Origin of the sequence: Citrobacter enshiensis (assembly GCF_029338175.1) — a bacterium.
GTDB lineage: Bacteria > Pseudomonadota > Gammaproteobacteria > Enterobacterales > Enterobacteriaceae > Citrobacter_D > Citrobacter_D enshiensis.
This window is the reverse complement of the sequence record NZ_CP119862.1, coordinates 1,034,884-1,053,808: the sequence shown is the minus strand read 5'-3', so window position 1 is coordinate 1,053,808 and position 18,925 is coordinate 1,034,884. Positions and strand designations below refer to the sequence as shown.

General features: G+C 54.1%; 17 protein-coding genes. 8 read left to right on the top strand and 9 right to left on the bottom strand.

What is annotated here, in order from left to right; genetic code table 11:
* Positions 1-1,977 precede the first annotated feature (1,977 nt).
* Positions 1,978-3,432, top strand: a complete 1,455-nt coding sequence (gene ascF / locus P2W74_RS05045; protein ID WP_276294157.1) for a PTS cellobiose/arbutin/salicin transporter subunit IIBC — start codon at positions 1,978-1,980, stop codon at positions 3,430-3,432.
* Between the two features lie 22 nt (positions 3,433-3,454).
* The gene (locus P2W74_RS05040; RefSeq protein WP_276294156.1) at positions 3,455-4,879 is read left to right on the top strand and encodes a 6-phospho-beta-glucosidase; all 1,425 of its coding nucleotides are present in this window, start codon (positions 3,455-3,457) and stop codon (positions 4,877-4,879) included.
* Between the two features lie 48 nt (positions 4,880-4,927).
* On the opposite strand, the gene hycI is transcribed toward P2W74_RS05040, so the two are convergent.
* The 9 genes from hycI to hycA all read right to left on the bottom strand — a co-directional run bounded on the left by hycI (position 4,928) and on the right by hycA (position 12,809).
* The gene (gene hycI, locus P2W74_RS05035) at positions 4,928-5,398 is read right to left on the bottom strand and encodes a hydrogenase maturation peptidase HycI (protein ID WP_276294155.1); all 471 of its coding nucleotides are present in this window, start codon (positions 5,396-5,398) and stop codon (positions 4,928-4,930) included.
* Positions 5,391-5,801, bottom strand: a complete 411-nt coding sequence (locus P2W74_RS05030) for a formate hydrogenlyase maturation HycH family protein (protein ID WP_276294154.1) — start codon at positions 5,799-5,801, stop codon at positions 5,391-5,393. Before P2W74_RS05030 ends, hycI begins: the two co-directional genes overlap by 8 nt.
* Complete coding sequence (gene hycG, locus P2W74_RS05025; protein ID WP_192613219.1) at positions 5,798-6,565, bottom strand: formate hydrogenlyase subunit HycG; 768 nt, start codon at positions 6,563-6,565, stop codon at positions 5,798-5,800. The genes P2W74_RS05030 and hycG overlap by 4 nt, the downstream gene beginning before the upstream one ends.
* Positions 6,565-7,107, bottom strand: a complete 543-nt coding sequence (hycF, locus tag P2W74_RS05020) for a formate hydrogenlyase subunit HycF (RefSeq protein WP_276294153.1) — start codon at positions 7,105-7,107, stop codon at positions 6,565-6,567. Before hycF ends, hycG begins: the two co-directional genes overlap by 1 nt.
* A gap of 9 nt (positions 7,108-7,116) precedes the next feature.
* Positions 7,117-8,826, bottom strand: coding sequence for a formate hydrogenlyase subunit HycE (hycE, locus tag P2W74_RS05015; RefSeq protein WP_203360243.1), 1,710 nt, complete (start codon positions 8,824-8,826; stop codon positions 7,117-7,119).
* A gap of 16 nt (positions 8,827-8,842) precedes the next feature.
* A complete protein-coding gene (locus P2W74_RS05010) occupies positions 8,843-9,766 on the bottom strand; it encodes a respiratory chain complex I subunit 1 family protein (RefSeq protein ID WP_192613222.1) in 924 nt (307 codons plus the stop codon).
* Between the two features lie 2 nt (positions 9,767-9,768).
* Positions 9,769-11,595 (bottom strand): formate hydrogenlyase subunit 3, encoded by a 1,827-nt coding sequence (gene hycC / locus P2W74_RS05005; RefSeq protein WP_276294152.1) that lies wholly within the window; start codon positions 11,593-11,595, stop codon positions 9,769-9,771.
* Complete coding sequence (gene hycB / locus P2W74_RS05000) at positions 11,592-12,203, bottom strand: formate hydrogenlyase subunit HycB (RefSeq protein ID WP_192613224.1); 612 nt, start codon at positions 12,201-12,203, stop codon at positions 11,592-11,594. Before hycB ends, hycC begins: the two co-directional genes overlap by 4 nt.
* A 144-nt stretch (positions 12,204-12,347) precedes the next feature.
* The gene (gene hycA, locus P2W74_RS04995) at positions 12,348-12,809 is read right to left on the bottom strand and encodes a formate hydrogenlyase regulator HycA (RefSeq protein ID WP_203360240.1); all 462 of its coding nucleotides are present in this window, start codon (positions 12,807-12,809) and stop codon (positions 12,348-12,350) included.
* A gap of 200 nt (positions 12,810-13,009) precedes the next feature.
* On the opposite strand from hycA, the gene hypA reads away from it, so the two are divergent.
* The 6 genes from hypA (at position 13,010) to flhA (ending at position 18,845) form a co-directional block, all read left to right on the top strand.
* Entirely contained in the window at positions 13,010-13,360 is a 351-nt protein-coding gene (hypA, locus tag P2W74_RS04990) for a hydrogenase maturation nickel metallochaperone HypA (protein WP_162381912.1), read from the top strand.
* 3 nt (positions 13,361-13,363) lie between these two features.
* Positions 13,364-14,236 (top strand): hydrogenase nickel incorporation protein HypB, encoded by an 873-nt coding sequence (gene hypB / locus P2W74_RS04985; RefSeq protein WP_276294151.1) that lies wholly within the window; start codon positions 13,364-13,366, stop codon positions 14,234-14,236.
* Positions 14,227-14,499, top strand: a complete 273-nt coding sequence (hypC, locus tag P2W74_RS04980) for a hydrogenase 3 maturation protein HypC (RefSeq protein ID WP_276294150.1) — start codon at positions 14,227-14,229, stop codon at positions 14,497-14,499. Before hypB ends, hypC begins: the two co-directional genes overlap by 10 nt.
* Complete coding sequence (gene hypD / locus P2W74_RS04975; RefSeq protein ID WP_203360238.1) at positions 14,499-15,620, top strand: hydrogenase formation protein HypD; 1,122 nt, start codon at positions 14,499-14,501, stop codon at positions 15,618-15,620. The genes hypC and hypD overlap by 1 nt, the downstream gene beginning before the upstream one ends.
* Complete coding sequence (hypE, locus tag P2W74_RS04970; protein ID WP_276294149.1) at positions 15,617-16,627, top strand: hydrogenase maturation carbamoyl dehydratase HypE; 1,011 nt, start codon at positions 15,617-15,619, stop codon at positions 16,625-16,627. The genes hypD and hypE overlap by 4 nt, the downstream gene beginning before the upstream one ends.
* A 136-nt stretch (positions 16,628-16,763) precedes the next feature.
* Positions 16,764-18,845 (top strand): formate hydrogenlyase transcriptional activator FlhA, encoded by a 2,082-nt coding sequence (gene flhA / locus P2W74_RS04965; protein WP_276294148.1) that lies wholly within the window; start codon positions 16,764-16,766, stop codon positions 18,843-18,845.
* Positions 18,846-18,925 lie beyond the last annotated feature (80 nt).

The following is an 18,925-nucleotide window of genomic DNA, read 5'->3' as shown; positions in this document are numbered from 1 at the left end:
CCTTTATATTATCATCTTTATAACGGAGCAAAAAATGAAAAAAGAGAACACATTGTCGCAACGATTAACACTAACATTTGCAAGAATTTTCTCCATTACTGCGCTCAGTGCAATGCTGTACTTTGATTTTCATATCCCCTATAACGAACTGCTATTACTATTTAGTCATAGCGATCATTTCTGGTTCAGCGGAAGGCATATTGCACTATGTTCATTTGCACCAGCATGTATTTTTACAATCATTTATGTGGCAATCACTCTATTTTTCATTGACTATGAACCATCAAATAAAATGACTTATTGTGTGAATATCTTCGGATTAATCTCGCTCATAACATTTATTTTAATAAATGTATCCTCCATCATCTTTTACCTTTACATTGGAATTTCATCTCCTTACAAACAATGTCAGGAACCAACATTAAAAAATTACTATGTGACAGACTACAATATTTGCAGGCATCTTGAGAAAAGACTCTTTTATTAATCAGGTTGTGATATTGACACTTGCTCTAACTGGAGATGTATTTAATCGTAACAGATTTTTAAGTGTTTCATCTACGATACACTCATCTTCCTCACGTGCGGTAGTGCGAAACTAGGACGTGAAGTTTTATTTTTTAGTATCCATAATTGAGAAAAATATGAATACAACGCTAACATTTATTCTAAAAAAAGCGCTAAGAATAGCAGGGGGAATTCTCTCTATTACTATACTCTGTGTTTTACTATTCAATATAATAGATATACCATATCATGACCTTTCATTAATATTCAAAAATAGCGATCATTTTTGGTTCAATGGCAGAAGCCTCTCTCTTCTTTCCGTCGCCCCAGCATGCATTTTTGCAATAATATATATATCAATCACAATGTTCATCACTAATTATGAGCCATCAATAAACATGACTTATAGAGTTAATCTATTTGGGATTACTCTTCTTTCTGCTTTTTTATTAATAAATGCACTATCTTTATTTTTGTATTTTTACATATCATTCTTCACTTACTATAAACCCTGTCAAGAACTCGAAACTCAGGATTATTACGTGAACAATAATGACATTTGCATGAGCCTTGAAAAAAACCACCACGAACATTCTTCTGGCTTATAATTCACATAATTGAGAAAACATATGAAAGAAAGTCCCCCAACCACTTTCGACAGAATAAAAATACGAGCGGCCTGTATATTCACCATTATCATTCTCAGTATTTTTGTATTTCTCACCCTCAATCTGCCCTGGCGATATCTGCTTCTCTTCTTTACCAGTAGTAATTATTTCTGGTTCAACGGGAAGGTCATCGCACTGGCCTGCACATCGCCAATGTTTATCTATGTCATTTTATATGCTTTCCTTTCATTGTTTTCAAAAAATAATGAACCACCTAAGAGATTCCAAAGATATGCGACGATAATTGCAATCCTGTTTTTCTCTCTTTTCATTTTATTAAAATTTCTTCTCTTATTATTTACTTGTACATTGCCATGTTTACAGCTTATGAACCTTGCCAGGATCCAACATTAAAAAATTACTACGTGGCTGATAATAGAATTTGCCAGGATTTTTTATTAGTCTGTGGTTTACTTAAACATTACTCTGTTTACCCCTTATAAACATTGCAAAGAAATAGCGATCGAACATTACTTTGTGACTGACCATGATATTTGCCATAAGATTAATACCCATGGTTTTTCTGAATAGCACCATGGAATAAATTATATCACCTGCGAGCATCTCACCAGACCAAAAAAAACGTCACGCTGTTTCTAGTGTAAGTTGTCGTCTTGCAGTGCTGTAATTTGACGTAAGTCACAAAATAAAAATTAATACACCGCATTACTTGCTTAATATTTTCAATATATTCATTATTTTGTGGAACCGGTTTCTCATCGAGTTTCATCACTGACGATCGCTCAGGCGAGCGTGCGGCAAAAATATAACGTACCTTACTGATAAAACAGGGTAAAATCCGATGTCCAAGAATTATGCGGCACTGGCGGGCTCCATCGTGTCGGCTTTGGGTGGTGTCGACAACATTACTGCCGTCACACACTGCATGACGCGTTTGCGTTTCGTCGTCAAAGAAGACTCACGTGTCGATAGCGCAACCTTAAAAGCGCTCAGCGGCGTACTCGGCGTGGTCCGCAATGACAACCAATGTCAGGTGATCATCGGCAACACCGTTTCACAGGCCTATCGTGAAATCGTGAATCTGCTTCCTGGAGAGATGCAGCCCGCAGCGCCTGTCGGCAAACCGAAGCTGACGCTCAAACGCATTGGCGCGGGGATCCTTGACGCGCTGATCGGCACCATGTCCCCGCTGATCCCGGCGATTATCGGCGGATCGATGCTGAAACTGCTGGCCATGATCCTGGAAATGACCGGTGTGCTGGTGAAAGGCTCTTCGACGCTAACCATCCTGACCGTGATCGGCGACGGCGCGTTCTTCTTCCTGCCGCTGATGGTCGCGGCGTCGGCAGCCATTAAATTCAAAACCAATATGTCGCTGGCAATTGCCATCGCGGGCGTGCTGGTGCATCCGAGCTTTATCGATCTGATGGCGAAAGCTGCCCAGGGTGAGCACGTGGAGTTCGCCCTGATCCCGGTGACCGCGGTGAAATATACCTACACGGTGATCCCGGCGTTGGTAATGACCTGGTGTCTGTCGTACATCGAACGCTGGGTCGATCGTATTACACCAGCGGTGACCAAAAACTTCCTCAAACCGATGCTGATCGTCCTGATCGCCGCCCCGCTCGCCATTGTGCTGATTGGCCCGATTGGCATCTGGATCGGTAGCGCCATTTCCGCGCTGGTCTACACCATCCACGGCTATCTCGGCTGGCTTTCCGTCGCCATTATGGGCGCACTGTGGCCGCTGCTGGTAATGACCGGGATGCACCGCGTCTTTACCCCAACCATCATCCAGACCATCGCTGAAACAGGCAAAGAAGGCATGGTAATGCCGTCAGAAATTGGCGCCAACCTGTCGCTGGGCGGTTCATCTTTAGCCGTCGCCTGGAAAACCAAAAACCCGGAACTGCGCCAGACGGCGCTGGCCGCCGCCGCCTCCGCCATTATGGCCGGGATTTCTGAACCGGCGCTCTACGGGGTGGCGGTACGTCTGAAACGCCCGCTGATTGCGAGTCTTATCAGCGGCTTTATCTGCGGCGCGGTCGCCGGGATGGCAGGTCTTGCCAGCCACTCAATGGCCGCACCGGGGCTGTTCACCAGCGTTCAGTTCTTCGACCCCGCCAATCCGATGACTATCGTGTGGGTGTTTGGGGTAATGGCGTTAGCAGTAGTGCTGTCCTTTGTGCTGACGTTACTCCTTGGCTTTGAAGATATTCCTGTCGAAGATGCGGCTGAACAGGCCAGAAAAAACCAGGCCACACAACCGAATACTGCGAAAGGCGCCAGCGTCTGACTGGCATTAATTGAGGTTTACTATGTCTGTATTTCCGCAAGGATTTTTATGGGGCGGCGCACTGGCCGCCAACCAGTCTGAAGGGGCATACCGGGAAGGCGGCAAAGGGCTGACCACCGTCGATATGATCCCACACGGCGAGCGCCGTATGCCGGTGAAACTGGGTCAGGAAAAGCGTTTCCAGTTGCGGGATGACGAGTTTTATCCGAGCCACGAGGCAATTGATTTTTATCATCGTTATAAAGATGATATCGCGCTGATGGCGGAAATGGGCTTCACGGTGTTTCGCACCTCTATTGCCTGGAGCCGCCTTTACCCTAACGGCGACGAACTGACACCGAACGAGGAAGGCATCGCGTTTTACCGCGCGGTGTTTGCCGAGTGCAAAAAGTACGGTATCGAGCCGTTAGTCACGCTGTGTCACTTCGATGTGCCGATGCATCTGGTCACGGAGTACGGCTCCTGGCGTAACCGTAAGATGGTAGAGTTCTTTACCCGTTATGCGCGTACCTGCTTCGAGGCCTTTGATGGTCTGGTGAAATACTGGCTCACCTTCAACGAAATCAACATTATGCTGCACAGCCCGTTCTCCGGTGCCGGTCTGGTGTTTGAAGAGGGGGAAAACCAGGATCAGGTGAAATATCAGGCCGCGCACCATGAGCTGATCGCCAGCGCCCTGGCGACCAAAATCGCCCATGAGGTCAACCCGCAAAACCAGGTCGGCTGTATGCTGGCGGGCGGGAACTTTTACCCCTATTCCTGCAAACCGGAAGATGTCTGGACGGCGCTGGAAAAAGACCGCGAAAACCTGTTCTTTATTGATGTGCAGGCGCGCGGCGCGTATCCCGCCTATTCCGCTCGCGTATTCCGCGAAAAAGGCGTGGTGATTGAGAAAGCCCCGGAAGATGATGCGATCCTGAAAAATACCGTCGATTTCGTCTCCTTCAGCTATTACGCGTCACGCTGCGCCTCGGCGGAGATGAACACGAAAAACACCACCGCAGCCAACGTGGTGAAGTCCCTGCGTAACCCCCACATCACGGTGAGCGAATGGGGCTGGGGCATTGACCCGCTCGGTCTGCGCATCACCATGAACATGATGTACGACCGCTATCAGAAACCGTTATTTCTGGTGGAAAACGGTCTCGGCGCGAAAGATGAAATCGATGCCAACGGCAACATCAACGACGATTACCGGATCAGCTATCTGCGCGAGCATATTCGGGCGATGGCCGACGCTATCGAAGACGGCGTGCCGCTGATGGGCTACACCACCTGGGGGTGTATCGATCTGGTTTCGGCGTCTACCGGCGAAATGAGCAAGCGCTACGGATTCGTGTATGTCGACAGGGACGACTCCGGAAACGGTACGCTGGAACGGACGCGGAAAAAATCGTTCTGGTGGTATAAGAAAGTGATTGCCAGTAACGGGGAAGATTTAGCGTAACGGGCAGTGCCGGATGGCATTTTCGCTGCTATCCGGCTTTAATGATGATTACTCGTCCGGCGCTTCTAATTCGTCAAATCCACCGTGGCCTTCCCAGCCTTCCAGGCGCTGATAAACCGTTTCTACGGCATCTTTGATCGGCTGAGTCATCGGATAGTAGAACCCAACGATATCCGGCTGAATCCCCAGAAAAATCACCTCGCCAACGTCCTCTTTGAGCTGATCGACCAGGTAGTTGAGCGGCATATTATGGGTGGTCATCATAAACATCTCGGCGATGTCGTCAGGATCGATGATGCGGATCTCACCGGGATTGAGCCCCATATCGGTGGCATCCACAATCAGCAGGCGGCTCGGGCGTAATTCGCGAATCGCCACGATGTCGTTTTCCGGCGCGCTGCCGCCGTCAATGACAATCCAGTCACCTTTCGGCGCTGCGGCACACATTTCCGCCAGCAGCGGGCCTGCGCCGTCGTCACCCATCATACTGTTGCCGACACACAATAAAACGTCAGTCACGGTGTCTCCTCACCATCAGATAGATGGCGCTTTCCTGATGAATATCATGAAGCATGCTGAGCATCAGCTTGCTCCACGCCTGTTGTGGCGGCGTCTGCACGGCGAGCGCGTTATCAAACGCGCGCGCCAGCATTTGCACATGGCTAAAATCAATGACGATTTCGCCGTACTTCGGAACGCCTTCCATTTTACGGCGGGCTTCACTGCCCTCTTCAAGCGTGGCGATCCAGGCCAGGTAGGCATCCCATGGGCAGGTCAACGCCGCTTCCAGACAATCAATGACCCCCAGGTGGTGGCCAATCGCCAGGCTGTAATAGACGACCTGCTGCGCCTCGGCGGGCGTTGCATCATTCTCATCAATAAATTTACGGCTCAGTTGACTGAACACCACCGTTTCACTCATCGGATACGCGCCTCTTCAACAACATGGTTAAGATTCGTGACGATCTCGGTCAGACGCGGATCGTTCTCTGCTTCGAGCCAGCGCGCCACCTGATGCTCGCCCTGCCCTAACTGGCGCAGGTAATCATCGGCAATCTGGCGGCCATAGCGATAACCGGCCAGACGACGCGCTTCGCGATCAATCTTCACGCGCAGCGGTTGCACCATCTCCGGATGCAGGATCTCAGCAGGCTGTTCATCCAGTTCACCTGGCGCGCGCGCATGGATTTTCTGCTCCAGCAGACCCAGCGCCATCGCAAAGCCGTACAGCGTTGCCGCAGGCGTTGGCGGACAGCCAGGAATGTAGACATCCACCGGTACGATTTTGTCGGTGCCGCCCCAGACGCAATAAAGATCGTGGAATATACCACCGCTGTTGCCGCAGGCCCCGTAAGAGATACAAATTTTCGGATCTGGCGCAGATTGCCAGGCACGTAACGCCGGTGAGCGCATTGCGCGGGTGACCGCGCCGGTAAATAGCAGAATGTCTGCGTGGCGCGGCGACGGTACCACTTTGATACCAAAACGCTCGGCGTCAAACAGCGGAGAGAGGGTGGCGAAAATTTCAATTTCGCAACCGTTGCAACCGCCGCAGTCCACACGGTAGACGTACGCCGAACGCTTAATGTTTTTCAGTAACGACGCTTTCATGCTGGCGATGGATTCGTCCACCGTCATCGGTACCGGAATACCATTGGCATCACGTGGGCCTAATAAATTGCTCATCAGCTGGCCTCTTTCATATGGCGAGTCAGTTCAATACGGTCGGACGGCACCAGGCATTTCTGGCGCTTACAGTCCGGGCAGGTCTCAAAGCTTTCACGGTGATTTTCCGCACGGCTGTCGCCGTTGTGCTTAAGCAGCGCAATGGCGTAATCGATCTCTTTCTGAACAGCAAAAGGACGATTGCACACGCGACAGTTGCACAGCGCAAAGCGAGACTGCTGCAGAAAGTCTTCTTTCTTCCATACCGCCAGCTCATATTCCTGAGACAGCTTAATCGCCGCCGTCGGGCAGACTTCTTCACAACGGCCACAGAAGATGCAGCGACCGAGGTTGAATTGCCAGGCCAGTTCATTGGTGGTCAGATCGGTTTCGACCGTCAGCGCGTTTGACGGACAGGCATTCACGCAGGCCGCGCAGCCAATACACTGCTGCGGGTTATGCTCCGGCTTACCACGGAAGTTTTTATCAACCGCGATCGGCTCAAGTGGATAAGACGAGGTCGGTGTGCCGGTTTTAATGACTTTTTTGATAAAGGTAAACATGGCGATTCCTTATTTCAGCGGCGAGTTTTTACGCTCAATGCTGTAGCGCTCAAGTTCTTTGTACGGCACGACTTTGCTCTTCTTCTTACGCACGTCGACGACGGTCATACGGTCAGTACAGGAGTAGCAAGGATCGAGACTACCGATAATCAGCGGCGCATCGGAAACGGTGTTGCCACGCAGCATGTAGCGCAGCGTCGGCCAGTTGGCGTAGGTCGCCGCACGGCAGCGCCAGCGGTACAGCTTCTGGTTGTCGCCGGTCATGCTCCAGTGGATATCATCCCCACGCGGCGCTTCCGAGAAGCCCAGCGCAAAGCGATGAGGAATATAGGTAAAGCCTTCCACCGCCAGCGCGCCGCCCGGCAGATTGTCGAGGCCAAAGTCGATCATATTCAGTGCGGTATAGACTTCGTTGATGCGCACTTTCAGACGGGAGATCACGTCACAACCCTGCTCGCTGTGAACTTCCATCGGCAGCAGACCGTAACCCACAAACGGGTGATCGGCGCGGGTGTCGCGGGCATGACCGCTGGCGCGAACCATCGGACCAACGTTACTGAAGTCACGGGCGATTTCCGGGTCCAGACGACCAATACCGACGGTACGCTGCTCCATGTTCGGCGTACTGAGCAGCATATCCACCAGCTCCTGCACGTCGCGGCGCATCTGCTGCGCCAGCTGGCGAGTCTGGATCATGTCCTCTTTCAGCAGATCGCGGCGAATCCCGCCGATCAGGTTCAGACCGTAAGTTTTACGCGCCCCGGTGAGGATCTCCGCCATTTTCATGGAGGTTTCACGCACGCGGAAGAACTGCATAAAGCCGGAGTCAAAACCGGTAAAGTGGCACGCCAGGCCGAGGTTCAGCAGGTGCGAGTGCAGACGCTCTACTTCCAGCAGAATGGCGCGGATCATCTGCGCGCGCTCCGGCACCACGATGCCCATCGCGTTTTCAACGGACGTGGTATACGCGGTGCTGTGAGCGAAGCCGCAGATGCCGCAGACGCGATCCGACAGGAAAGTGACTTCGTTATACCCCATACGGGTTTCCGCCAGTTTCTCCATGCCGCGGTGGACATAGAACAGACGGTAGTCGGCGTCGATAATGTTCTCGCCGTCAACGAACAGACGGAAGTGACCCGGCTCGTCGGAGGTCACATGCAGCGGGCCAATCGGCACCACATTGTTTTTCTTGTCGCCCAGTTCGTTGATGAACTGGTAAGTCTCAGCGTCGGTAGTCGGCGCCGGACGCTGACGGTAATCCATGCTGTCTTTACGCAGCGGATAGAGTTCATCCGGCCAGTCATCCGGCAATACCAGACGACGCTCGTCCGGCAAACCTACCGGGATAAGACCGTACATGTCGCGGACTTCACGCTCGCCCCAGACCGCCGCCGGAACACGTGGGGTAACAGACGGGAACTCCAGCGTATTGGCATCCACTTCAACACGGACGGTGACCCAGCATTTAACGCCCTGCTCCATCGACAGTACGTAGTACACGGCATAACGGCCACACAGCTGGCGTTCGTCGTTACCGAACAGCACGGACAACCATCCGCCCTGCTTGTAATACAGGAACTCGACCACTTCCGGCAGGTAGTTCACCTTCACCGTAATCGTCAGCTGATCTTTGGTCTGCCAGGCTTCGTCCAGTACGACGCCCGGAAATGCCTGGTGCAGCGCCGCAAGGTATTGTTGACCTACTTTTTCTTCAGACATGCTCAAACTCTCTTAATCACGCCGCCAGCAAGGAGACGAAGGCTAAAAACGCAAACCCAAAACCGGCCCAGGTCACGCGTGAAGTGGCGCAAAAACGCAGACGCGCCATGCTGTTTTCGAACAGCGCGATCACCAGTACGCCAGCAACCAGCTTGACGACGGCAATCACCAGCGCCAGCAGCAATCCGCCCGCAGTAAAGGTTTCCATCTGTCCCCACGGCAGGAATACGCCGACAAACATTTGCAGCACCACCAGTTGTTTCAGGCTGATGCCCCACTTGAGCACCGCAAAACCGCTGCCGCTGTACTCGGTCAGCGGACCTTCCTGCAACTCCTGCTCCGCTTCCGCGAGGTCAAACGGCAGTTTGCCCATCTCGATAAACGTGGCGAAGGCGCAGGCGCACAGCGCCAGAATCAGCGGAATACTGCGGGCCACAGGCCAGTGGTAAATCGTGTCGGCGATATTGCTGATATGCGTGGAACCGGCCACCTGCGCCGCGACCCACAGGCCCAGCAGCAGAATCGGCTCTACCAGTACGCCGAGCATCGCTTCACGGCTGGCGCCAATCGCGGTGAACGGGCTACCGGTATCCAGACCGGCGATAGAAAAGAAGAAACGGGCGATCGCGAAGAGGTAAATCAGGGTGATCAAATCGCCCAGTTGCGGCAGCGGAGAACCAACGGTCACCACCGGCAGCGCGGTAGCGATGGTCAGCATCACGCCCACCATCACAAATGGCGTCAGGCGAAAAACCCAGCTGGAATCCGCTGGCGCAATACTCTGGCGACCCAGCAGTTTGATAATGTCGCGATATTCCTGCAAAACGCCCGGTCCGCGACGGTTGTGCAAACGGGCACGCGCCACGCGGGTAATACCAGACAGTAACGGCGCAGCGGCAAATAACACCAGCGCCTGAATTAACGGATATAAAACACTCATTCTCAGGCTCCTCGTGAAACCACAATCACCACCAGCACCGCCAGCTCAATCAGCGCCAGACGACGGAACAGCACCGGCGCGGCCGCGTTCTGCCAGCCCGGAACCAGTGACACCGGATTAAGCCATTTACGCAGTTTGAGTATCGGAGCAAAGGCCTCTTTCACCGGCATGGCAAAACCGTGTGCGGTGATCACCATTGACTGCTCGTGATCGTAACCACACACCCATGCCGTACCGCGTGAACGCGACGGCAGGCGGTTGCCTTTGAAAATCGCCATGATGATGAAAGGTAGCAGCGGACAGGCAATCAACAGCAGGGTAATCATCGGCTGAGAAACCGTGGTGTTCGCGGTTTCCAGCGGCAGAGGCACGGCGGAGGCGAGAAGCGGCAGCAGCCACGGCGCGGCAACACCGCCCAACACGCAGCAAATCGCCAACGCCACCACGCTCACCGCCATCAGGAATGGCGCGCAACAGGCGTTCTCCGCCTCTTTGGTCCGCGGCGCGCCGAGGAAGGTGACACCGTAGACTTTCGCCATACACATCACCGCCAGCGCACCGGTAATGGCCAGCCCTACCGCCAGCAACGGCCCTAACAAACGACCAATAAATGAGCCACTGTTACCCAGTTTGAAGAAAGACTGGTAGATAACCCACTCACCGGCAAAGCCGTTCAGCGGCGGCAGCGCGGCCATCGCCATCAGCCCGACCAGCATGGCGATAGAAATCACCGGCATGCGTTTGCCGATGCCGCCCAGTTTTTCGATATCGCGATGACCGGTGCGAAACCAGATACTGCCAGCACCGAGAAACAGCGTGCTCTTGAACAGACTGTGGTTAACCAGATGGTAAAGACCGCCCGTCAGACCGAGGGCAATCAGCGTCGGTTGTTGCAGCGCAATACCGGTCACGCCAGCCCCAAGACCGAGCAAAATAATGCCGATGTTCTCGAGGGTGTGGTAGGCCAACAGACGCTGAATGTTATGTTCCATCAGCGCATACAGACCACCGACAAACGCGGTGATCATGCCCAACACCAGCAGTGCAATACCCCACCACAGCGGCGCGTTACCGCCAATCAGCGACAGAGACAGAATCCCTAACAAACCGACCTTCATAACAACGGTGGAGAACAACGCCGCAGCAGGTGCGCTGGCGTTGGCATGCGCCTGCGGTACCCAGCCGTGCAGCGGGATAATTCCGGCCAGCAGACCAAAACCGGCCACGCCGAGCAGCCAGATGTCGGAGCCGAGCGGCAATGCCTGCGTGCGCAGGTCGAGCAGACGTAGCTCCAGGGTGCCGTAGCGCTGCCACACCAGATAGCAGGCAACCGCCAGCAGCAGTGTGCCAATACGGCCAAGCGCAAACCACAGCTTGCCCTCTTTACTGCCACCGGTCAGGAACACGGCGCACAGCGCCATAATTTCTGCCATCACCACCATCGTGCCGAGGTTGCTGGCGACCACGGCGCAGACCGCTGCCGCCATTAATAAATTCACCAGCAAACCGTTGGCTTTCACCTGCGGATGACGATGCCAGTCAATGTTGTACAGGCTGACAAACAGCCCGCACAGACCGAGCGTAATCAACCAGATAGCATTTAACGGCGTCACTTGCAGGGTATGTCCGATAAACGGCATCACACCGCTGACCGCCAATGCGTGAGTCAACGCAAGGGCACCCGCCGCCGCGGTGAACAGGCTGCCAATGGCCCCGCCCACGCCCGCAATCCAGCCGCTCAACGCTTTGTGAAAGGAGAACAGAAACGCCAGAACCGCCGTGGCGGCAAACCAGGCCACGCCGCTATTAATCAGTGAAATTACGCTCATTTTGCATCCCCACTCTGAGCCTGCTGAAACAAGGTGAGATCGCCAAAATCGGTATTGAACGTCAGCTCACGCTTACGTTTGCTGGCGCGGGCGATATCGGTGTTTTCTACCAGATGCAGGGCTTTGGTTGGGCACATCCGCACACAGGCCGGACCTTGTTCATCAAAACTGCACAGATCGCATTTCACGGCGATGGCGCGGACACCCGGCACCCAGTCCAGCAGCGTGCTGACGCGAGCCGGAGCGGGAGGCGCTGGCGGCGCTTTCGGGGTATTGGCGTTAGCCGGAATATGCAGCGGACGGCTGCCGGAAAACTCTATCGCGCCGAACGGGCAGGCAATCCCACACAGTTTGCAGCTTACGCACAGGCTTTCATTCAGCTGTACAGCGCCATCTACGCGGTTGATGGCGTTGACAGGACACACGGTCGCGCACGGCGCATCTTCGCAGTGATGGCAAAGTTGTGGCGCGGATTCTTTTTCATTAAGCATCACTTTCAGGCGCGGCATTGACTGCAGGCCATGCTGGCGATGCGTCTCTGAACAGGCGGCCTCACAAGTGTGGCAGCCAATACAGAGCGTGGAGTCAGCAATTACAAAACGATTCACCAGGCATTCCTCAGGTGATAGTCATTTTTGACGAAAACATGTCCATCAAGTGTCATTTTCGACACTCGTCGACACGCCCATCCCCAAAACAGTCGTGACGCGGCTTCAGACCGCATCGCGAACAAAACGGGCAAAACCTCTGGCTTACGCCGCCGGGATTTGTCCCTTTACCAGTTGGTGCATATTTACCGGAGTGTTGGTTTCCACTGCGGCATACAGGCTGTCGTAAACGCTGGCGATTTTCTCGAGATAGTGCTCCAGCACCTGCTCGCGATCGCGGTTGCTGACATGCTCGTCAACTTTGCCGTCGATGGTCAGCTGCGCTTGCGCAATGAGTTGTTTTTCTTCGCTATCTTTCGTTTCAACGTAGTACTCAATGGTGTGGCTGTTGAAACCGTCAGCCAGCGTGACGTAGATCGTGAAGTGTTCAAAAAGAACGAAGCAAAGATCTTTGTCCGGCGCGCAGCTCATTGCGTGATGCAGGCGCGCTTTCGACAGGGTGATCCCCTGAACCAGCGAATTGCAGTAGATACGCCACTGGTCCTGTAGGCGACGGTGCCGTTCAGCGATGTAATCGGCTTTTTCGCTTATTTCCCAAATTGTCATGTCAGGTTACCCGTTTACGTGAGATAGCCTGCCTTAAGCACGTTCCATGCCAACTTTAAATATCTTATTTTTCATTAAGATATAAGCAAATAACGCGGTGACGACATGTCATTTCGTCATCGTCGTCAGTGTCAGCGTGCCAAAAACAATAACTGGCATGTTTATTGCTTTTACCGCAGCAATAGATGATGGGAGGCGATATGCACGAAATAACCCTCTGCCAACGGGCACTGGAATTGATCGAACAACAGGCCGCACAACACGGTGCGCAAAAGGTAACTGGGGTCTGGCTCAAAATTGGCGCATTTTCTTGTGTCGAAACCAGCGCTCTCGCCTTTTGTTTTGATCTGGTATGCCGCGGCACCCTGGCGGAAGGTTGTAAACTGCACCTCGAAGAACAAGAAGCCGAATGTTGGTGCGAGTCTTGTCAGCAATACGTCACGTTGCTGACACAGCGCGTCCGCCGTTGTCCGCAATGCAACAGCGACACACTGAGAATCGTGGCCGATGACGGCTTACAGATTAGAAGAATAGAAATCGACCAGGAGTGAGCGATGTGTACAACATGCGGTTGCGCTGAAGGCAACCTTTATATCGAGGGTGATGAACATAACCCTCATTCGGCGTTTCGTGGTGCGCCATTTGCCCCGGCGGCTCGCCCGGCGCTCAATATTACCGGCGTGAAGACATCCAACTTTACCCCAAGCCAGACGGAAGAAGGCGACCTGCATTATGGGCACGGCGAAGCCGGAACCCACGCGCCAGGCATGAGCCAGCGCCGTATGCTGGAAGTTGAAATCGACGTGCTGGACAAAAACAACCGCCTGGCCGAACGTAACCGCGCTCGCTTCGCTGCCCGCCAGCATCTGGTGCTTAACCTTGTCTCAAGCCCTGGCTCCGGCAAAACCACGCTGCTCACCGAAACGCTGATGAAGCTGAAAGAAAGCGTACCGTGTGCGGTGATTGAAGGCGACCAGCAGACCGTCAACGACGCAGCCCGTATTCGCGCCACCGGCACGCCGGCCATCCAGGTGAACACCGGTAAAGGCTGCCACCTGGACGCGCAGATGATTGCCGATGCCGCGCCGCGTCTGCCTTTAGAAGATAACGGCATTATGTTTATTGAAAACGTCGGCAACCTGGTGTGCCCGGCCAGTTTTGATCTCGGCGAACGTCATAAAGTAGCGGTGCTTTCCGTCACCGAAGGTGAAGATAAACCGCTGAAATACCCTCACATGTTTGCTGCCGCCTCGCTGATGCTGCTCAACAAAATCGACCTGCTGCCCTACCTCAACTTCGATGTTGAGAAGTGCATCGCCAGCGCACGTGAAGTGAACCCGGAGATTGAAATTATTCTGATTTCCGCCACCAGCGGCGAAGGGATGGATCAGTGGCTGAACTGGCTGGAGGCACAGCGATGTGCATAGGCGTTCCGGGTCAAATCCGTACCATTGACGGTAACCAGGCGAAAGTCGACGTTTGCGGCATTCAGCGCGACGTCGACCTGACGCTGGTCGGCAGCTGCGATGAACACGGTCAGCCGCGTTTAGGCCAGTGGGTGCTGGTCCACGTCGGTTTTGCCATGAGTGTCATTAATGAAGCCGAAGCGCGCGATACCCTCGATGCGCTACAAAACATGTTTGAAGTTGAGCCGGACGTCGGCGCTTTGCTGTTTGGTGAGGAAAAATAATGCGTTTTGTTGACGAATATCGCGCACCGGAGCAGGTGATGCAGTTAATTGACCATCTGCGTGAGCGCGCGGTCCATCTCCCATACACTGCCGAACGCCCGCTGCGTATCATGGAAATCTGCGGCGGCCACACCCACGCTATCTTCAAATTCGGCCTCGACCAGTTATTGCCCGAGAACGTGGAGTTTATTCACGGTCCTGGCTGCCCGGTCTGTGTACTGCCGATGGGCAGAATTGATAGCTGTGTCGAAATCGCCAGCCACCCGGAAGTGATTTTCTGCACCTTTGGCGATGCGATGCGCGTACCGGGCAAGCAGGGTTCTCTCCTGCAGGCCAAAGCGCGCGGCGCCGATGTCCGCATTGTTTACTCCCCGATGGATGCGCTCAAACTGGCGCAGGAAAACCCGACGCGTAAAGTCGTGTTCTTCGGGCTGGGTTTTGAAACCACCATGCCGACCACCGCCATTACGCTGCAACAGGCAAAAGCGCGAGACGTGCAGAACTTTTACTTTTTCTGCCAGCACATCACGCTTATCCCCACGCTGCGCTGCCTGCTGGAACAGCCGGACAGCGGCATCGACGCTTTCCTCGCGCCGGGCCACGTCAGCATGGTGATCGGTACCGACGCCTATAACTTTATCGCCAGTGAGTTTCATCGTCCGCTGGTGGTCGCAGGATTCGAACCGCTTGATCTGTTGCAAGGCGTCGCCATGCTGGTTGAGCAGAAAATCGCGGCCCATAGTCTGGTCGAAAACCAGTATCGCCGTGTGGTGCCGGATGCTGGTAATGCCCTGGCGCAACAGGCGATTGCCGAGGTGTTCTGCGTGACTGGTGACAGCGAATGGCGCGGTCTTGGCGTGATTGAATCCTCCGGCGTTCATCTGATGCCAGACTACCAACGGTTTGATGCTGAAGCGCATTTCCAACCGGCGCCGCAGCAGGTATACGACGATCCGCGCGCACGTTGCGGAGAAGTGTTGACCGGAAAATGCAAGCCGAATCAATGCTCGTTGTTTGGTAACACCTGTAACCCACAAACCGCCTTTGGCGCACTGATGGTCTCTTCCGAAGGCGCATGTGCCGCCTGGTATCAGTATCGTCAGCAGGAGTGTGAAGCATGAATAGCGTACAACTCGCCCACGGAAGTGGCGGACAAGCCATGCAGCAGCTGATCAACAGTCTGTTTATGGAAGCTTTTGCCAACCCGTGGCTGGCGGAACAAGAAGATCAGGCGCGTCTGGATCTGGCGCAATTAATGGCAGAAGGCGATCGTCTTGCCTTCTCGACCGACAGCTACGTTATTGACCCGTTATTTTTCCCCGGCGGCAACATTGGCAAACTGGCCATTTGCGGCACCGCGAACGACGTTGCGGTCAGCGGCGCGATCCCGCGTTACCTGTCTTGCGGCTTTATCCTTGAAGAAGGGTTGCCGATGGAGACGCTGAAAACCGTGGTGAACAGTATGGCGGCAACGGCTCGCGAAGCGGGTATCGCCATTGTGACCGGCGACACCAAAGTCGTTCAGCGCGGCGCGGCAGACAAGCTGTTCATCAACACCGCCGGTATGGGGGCCATTCCGGCCGATATTCACTGGGGCGCGCAAACCCTGACCCCAGGCGACGTTCTGCTGGTAAGCGGAACGCTTGGCGATCATGGCGCGACCATTCTCAATCTGCGCGAACAGCTGGGGCTGGATGGCGAGCTGGTGAGCGACTGCGCCGTACTCACCCCGCTGATTCAGACGTTACGCAATATTACCGGCGTGAAGGCGCTGCGCGATGCCACCCGTGGCGGTGTCAACGCGGTCACTCATGAATTCGCCGCCGCCAGCGGTTGCGGTATTGAGCTGTCTGAAAGCGCCCTCCCGGTAAAACCGGCGGTGCGTGGCGTGTGCGAACTACTGGGACTGGATGCCCTTAACTTTGCCAATGAAGGTAAGCTGGTGATTGCCGTTGAACGTCAGGCGGCTGAACAGGTACTGGAAGCGCTCCGTTCACATCCTCTGGGACGTGATGCCGCGTTGATTGGCGAAGTGGTCGAGCGTAAAGGCGTTCGTCTCGCGGGTTTGTATGGCGTCAAACGTACCCTTGATTTGCCGCACTCTGAACCTCTGCCACGTATTTGCTGATGATATTGCCCGGTGGCGCTACGCTTACCGGGCCTACGGATAAGGCGTAACCGCCATCCGGCAGAAGTTTAAAAAGAATACCTATAATTCATGTACCTTTTTGCACCACGAAGCGGTACTTTCCTGGAAAAGCAACATGTCGTATACACCGATGAGCGATCTTGGACAGCAGGGATTGTTCGATATTACTCGTACATTATTGCAGCAGCCCGATCTGGCTTCGCTCAGTGAAGCGCTTTCCCAACTGGTCAGGCGCTCGGCATTAGCCGACAGCGCGGCTATTGTGTTATGGCAGGCACAAACACAGCGCGCACGCTATTACGCGACGCGCGAAGAAAACAGTAAGCCGATCGAATATGAAGACGAAACGGTGCTGGCGCACGGCCCGGTTCGCCGTATTCTGTCTCGTCCCGACGCATTGCACTGTAACTTCCATGAGTTTACTGAAACCTGGCCGCAGTTGGCCTCCTCCGGGTTATACGGTGAATTTGGCCACTATTGCCTGCTACCGCTGGCGGCAGACGGGCGTATTTTTGGCGGCTGCGAATTTATCCGCAAAGAAGACCGCCCGTGGAGCGAAAAAGAGTACCAGCGCCTGCAGACCTTTACCCAGATTGTCTCGGTGGTTGCCGAGCAAATTCAGTGTCGGGTTTCGAACAACGTCGATTACGATTTGCTGTGCCGCGAACGCGATAACTTCCGTATTCTGGTGGCGATCACCAATGCGGTGCTCTCGCGTCTCGACATCGACGAGCTGGTCAGCGAAGTGGCGAAAGAGATCCACTACTACTTCAACATTGACGCGATCAGTATTGTTCTGCGCAGCCATCACAAAAATAAACTGAATATCTGGTCTACCCATTATCTGGATAAAACGCATCCCGCTCACCAGCAAAGTGAAGTGGATGAAGCTGGCACCCTCACTGAACGGGTGTTCAGAAGCAAAGAGATGTTGCTGATTAACCTGAACGAAAGGGATGCGCTTGCCCCTTACGAACGTATGCTGTTCGACACCTGGGGTAATCAACTGCAAACGCTGTGCCTGCTGCCGCTGATGTCCGGCAACACTATGCTCGGCGTGCTGAAACTGGCGCAATGCGAAGAGAAAATCTTCACCACCACCAACCTGAAATTGCTACGTCAAATCGCCGAACGCGTGGCGATTGCCGTCGATAACGCCCTCGCCTATCAGGAAATCCACCGTCTCAAGGAGCGCCTGGTGGACGAAAACCTGGCGCTCACCGAACAGCTGAATAATGTCGACAGTGATTTTGGCGAGATCATTGGACGCAGCGAGGCGATGTACAACGTCCTCAAGCAGGTCGAGATGGTGGCGCAAAGCGACAGTACGGTGCTGATTCTGGGAGAAACCGGCACCGGTAAGGAACTGATCGCCCGCGCGATTCACAACCTGAGCGGACGTAACACGCGTCGCATGGTGAAAATGAACTGTGCCGCGATGCCTGCCGGACTACTGGAAAGCGATCTGTTTGGTCATGAGCGTGGCGCGTTCACAGGGGCCAGCGCCCAGCGTATCGGGCGGTTTGAGCTGGCGGATAAAAGTTCGCTGTTTCTCGATGAAGTGGGCGACATGCCGCTGGAGCTGCAGCCTAAACTGCTGCGTGTTCTCCAGGAGCAGGAGTTCGAACGCCTGGGCAGCAATAAGCTGATCCAGACCGATGTGCGACTGATCGCCGCCACCAACCGCGATCTGAAAAAGATGGTGGCCGATCGCGAGTTCCGCAACGATCTCTATTACCGCCTGAATGTCTTTCCGATCCAGCTCCCACCGCTGCGCGAACGCCCGGAAGATATTCCGCTGCTGGTGAAAGCCTTCACCTTTAAAATCGCCCGTCGGATGGGACGTAACATCGACAGCATCCCCGCAGAAACGCTACGTACCCTGAGCAATATGGAGTGGCCTGGTAACGTTCGCGAACTGGAAAACGTGGTGGAGCGCGCCGTGCTGCTGACCCGGGGCAATGTGTTACAACTCTCGCTTCCGGATGTCGGCATATTCACGCAGGCCACGCCGCCGGTCGCCACCGAAGTTGCACAGGATGGCGAAGATGAATTTCAGTTGATTCTGCGTGTGCTGAAAGAGACGAATGGCGTCGTGGCAGGACCGAAAGGCGCAGCCCAGCGTCTGGGGCTTAAGCGAACCACGCTGCTTTCACGGATGAAGCGGCTGGGTATTGATAAGGATGCGTTGGTGTAAACGAAGCGTTGCCGGATGGCGGTGCAAGCACCTTATCCGGCCTACAGGTGGGGTTTGTCCGTAGGCCTGATAAGCGCAGC

Bases quoted from the DNA above. Each gene is read 5' to 3' on its own strand.
- ascF (WP_276294157.1), top strand. From the start codon at position 1,978: ATGTCCAAGAATTATGCGGCACTGGCGGGCTCCATCGTGTCGGCTTTG.
- P2W74_RS05040 (WP_276294156.1), top strand. From the start codon at position 3,455: ATGTCTGTATTTCCGCAAGGATTTTTATGGGGCGGCGCACTGGCCGCC.
- P2W74_RS05030 (WP_276294154.1), bottom strand. From the start codon at position 5,801: ATGAGTGAAACGGTGGTGTTCAGTCAACTGAGCCGTAAATTTATTGAT.
- hycG (WP_192613219.1), bottom strand. From the start codon at position 6,565: ATGAGCAATTTATTAGGCCCACGTGATGCCAATGGTATTCCGGTACCG.
- hycF (WP_276294153.1), bottom strand. From the start codon at position 7,107: ATGTTTACCTTTATCAAAAAAGTCATTAAAACCGGCACACCGACCTCG.
- hycE (WP_203360243.1), bottom strand. From the start codon at position 8,826: ATGTCTGAAGAAAAAGTAGGTCAACAATACCTTGCGGCGCTGCACCAG.
- P2W74_RS05010 (WP_192613222.1), bottom strand. From the start codon at position 9,766: ATGAGTGTTTTATATCCGTTAATTCAGGCGCTGGTGTTATTTGCCGCT.
- hycC (WP_276294152.1), bottom strand. From the start codon at position 11,595: ATGAGCGTAATTTCACTGATTAATAGCGGCGTGGCCTGGTTTGCCGCC.
- hycA (WP_203360240.1), bottom strand. From the start codon at position 12,809: ATGACAATTTGGGAAATAAGCGAAAAAGCCGATTACATCGCTGAACGG.
- hypA (WP_162381912.1), top strand. From the start codon at position 13,010: ATGCACGAAATAACCCTCTGCCAACGGGCACTGGAATTGATCGAACAA.
- hypB (WP_276294151.1), top strand. From the start codon at position 13,364: ATGTGTACAACATGCGGTTGCGCTGAAGGCAACCTTTATATCGAGGGT.
- hypC (WP_276294150.1), top strand. From the start codon at position 14,227: ATGTGCATAGGCGTTCCGGGTCAAATCCGTACCATTGACGGTAACCAG.
- hypD (WP_203360238.1), top strand. From the start codon at position 14,499: ATGCGTTTTGTTGACGAATATCGCGCACCGGAGCAGGTGATGCAGTTA.
- hypE (WP_276294149.1), top strand. From the start codon at position 15,617: ATGAATAGCGTACAACTCGCCCACGGAAGTGGCGGACAAGCCATGCAG.
- flhA (WP_276294148.1), top strand. From the start codon at position 16,764: ATGTCGTATACACCGATGAGCGATCTTGGACAGCAGGGATTGTTCGAT.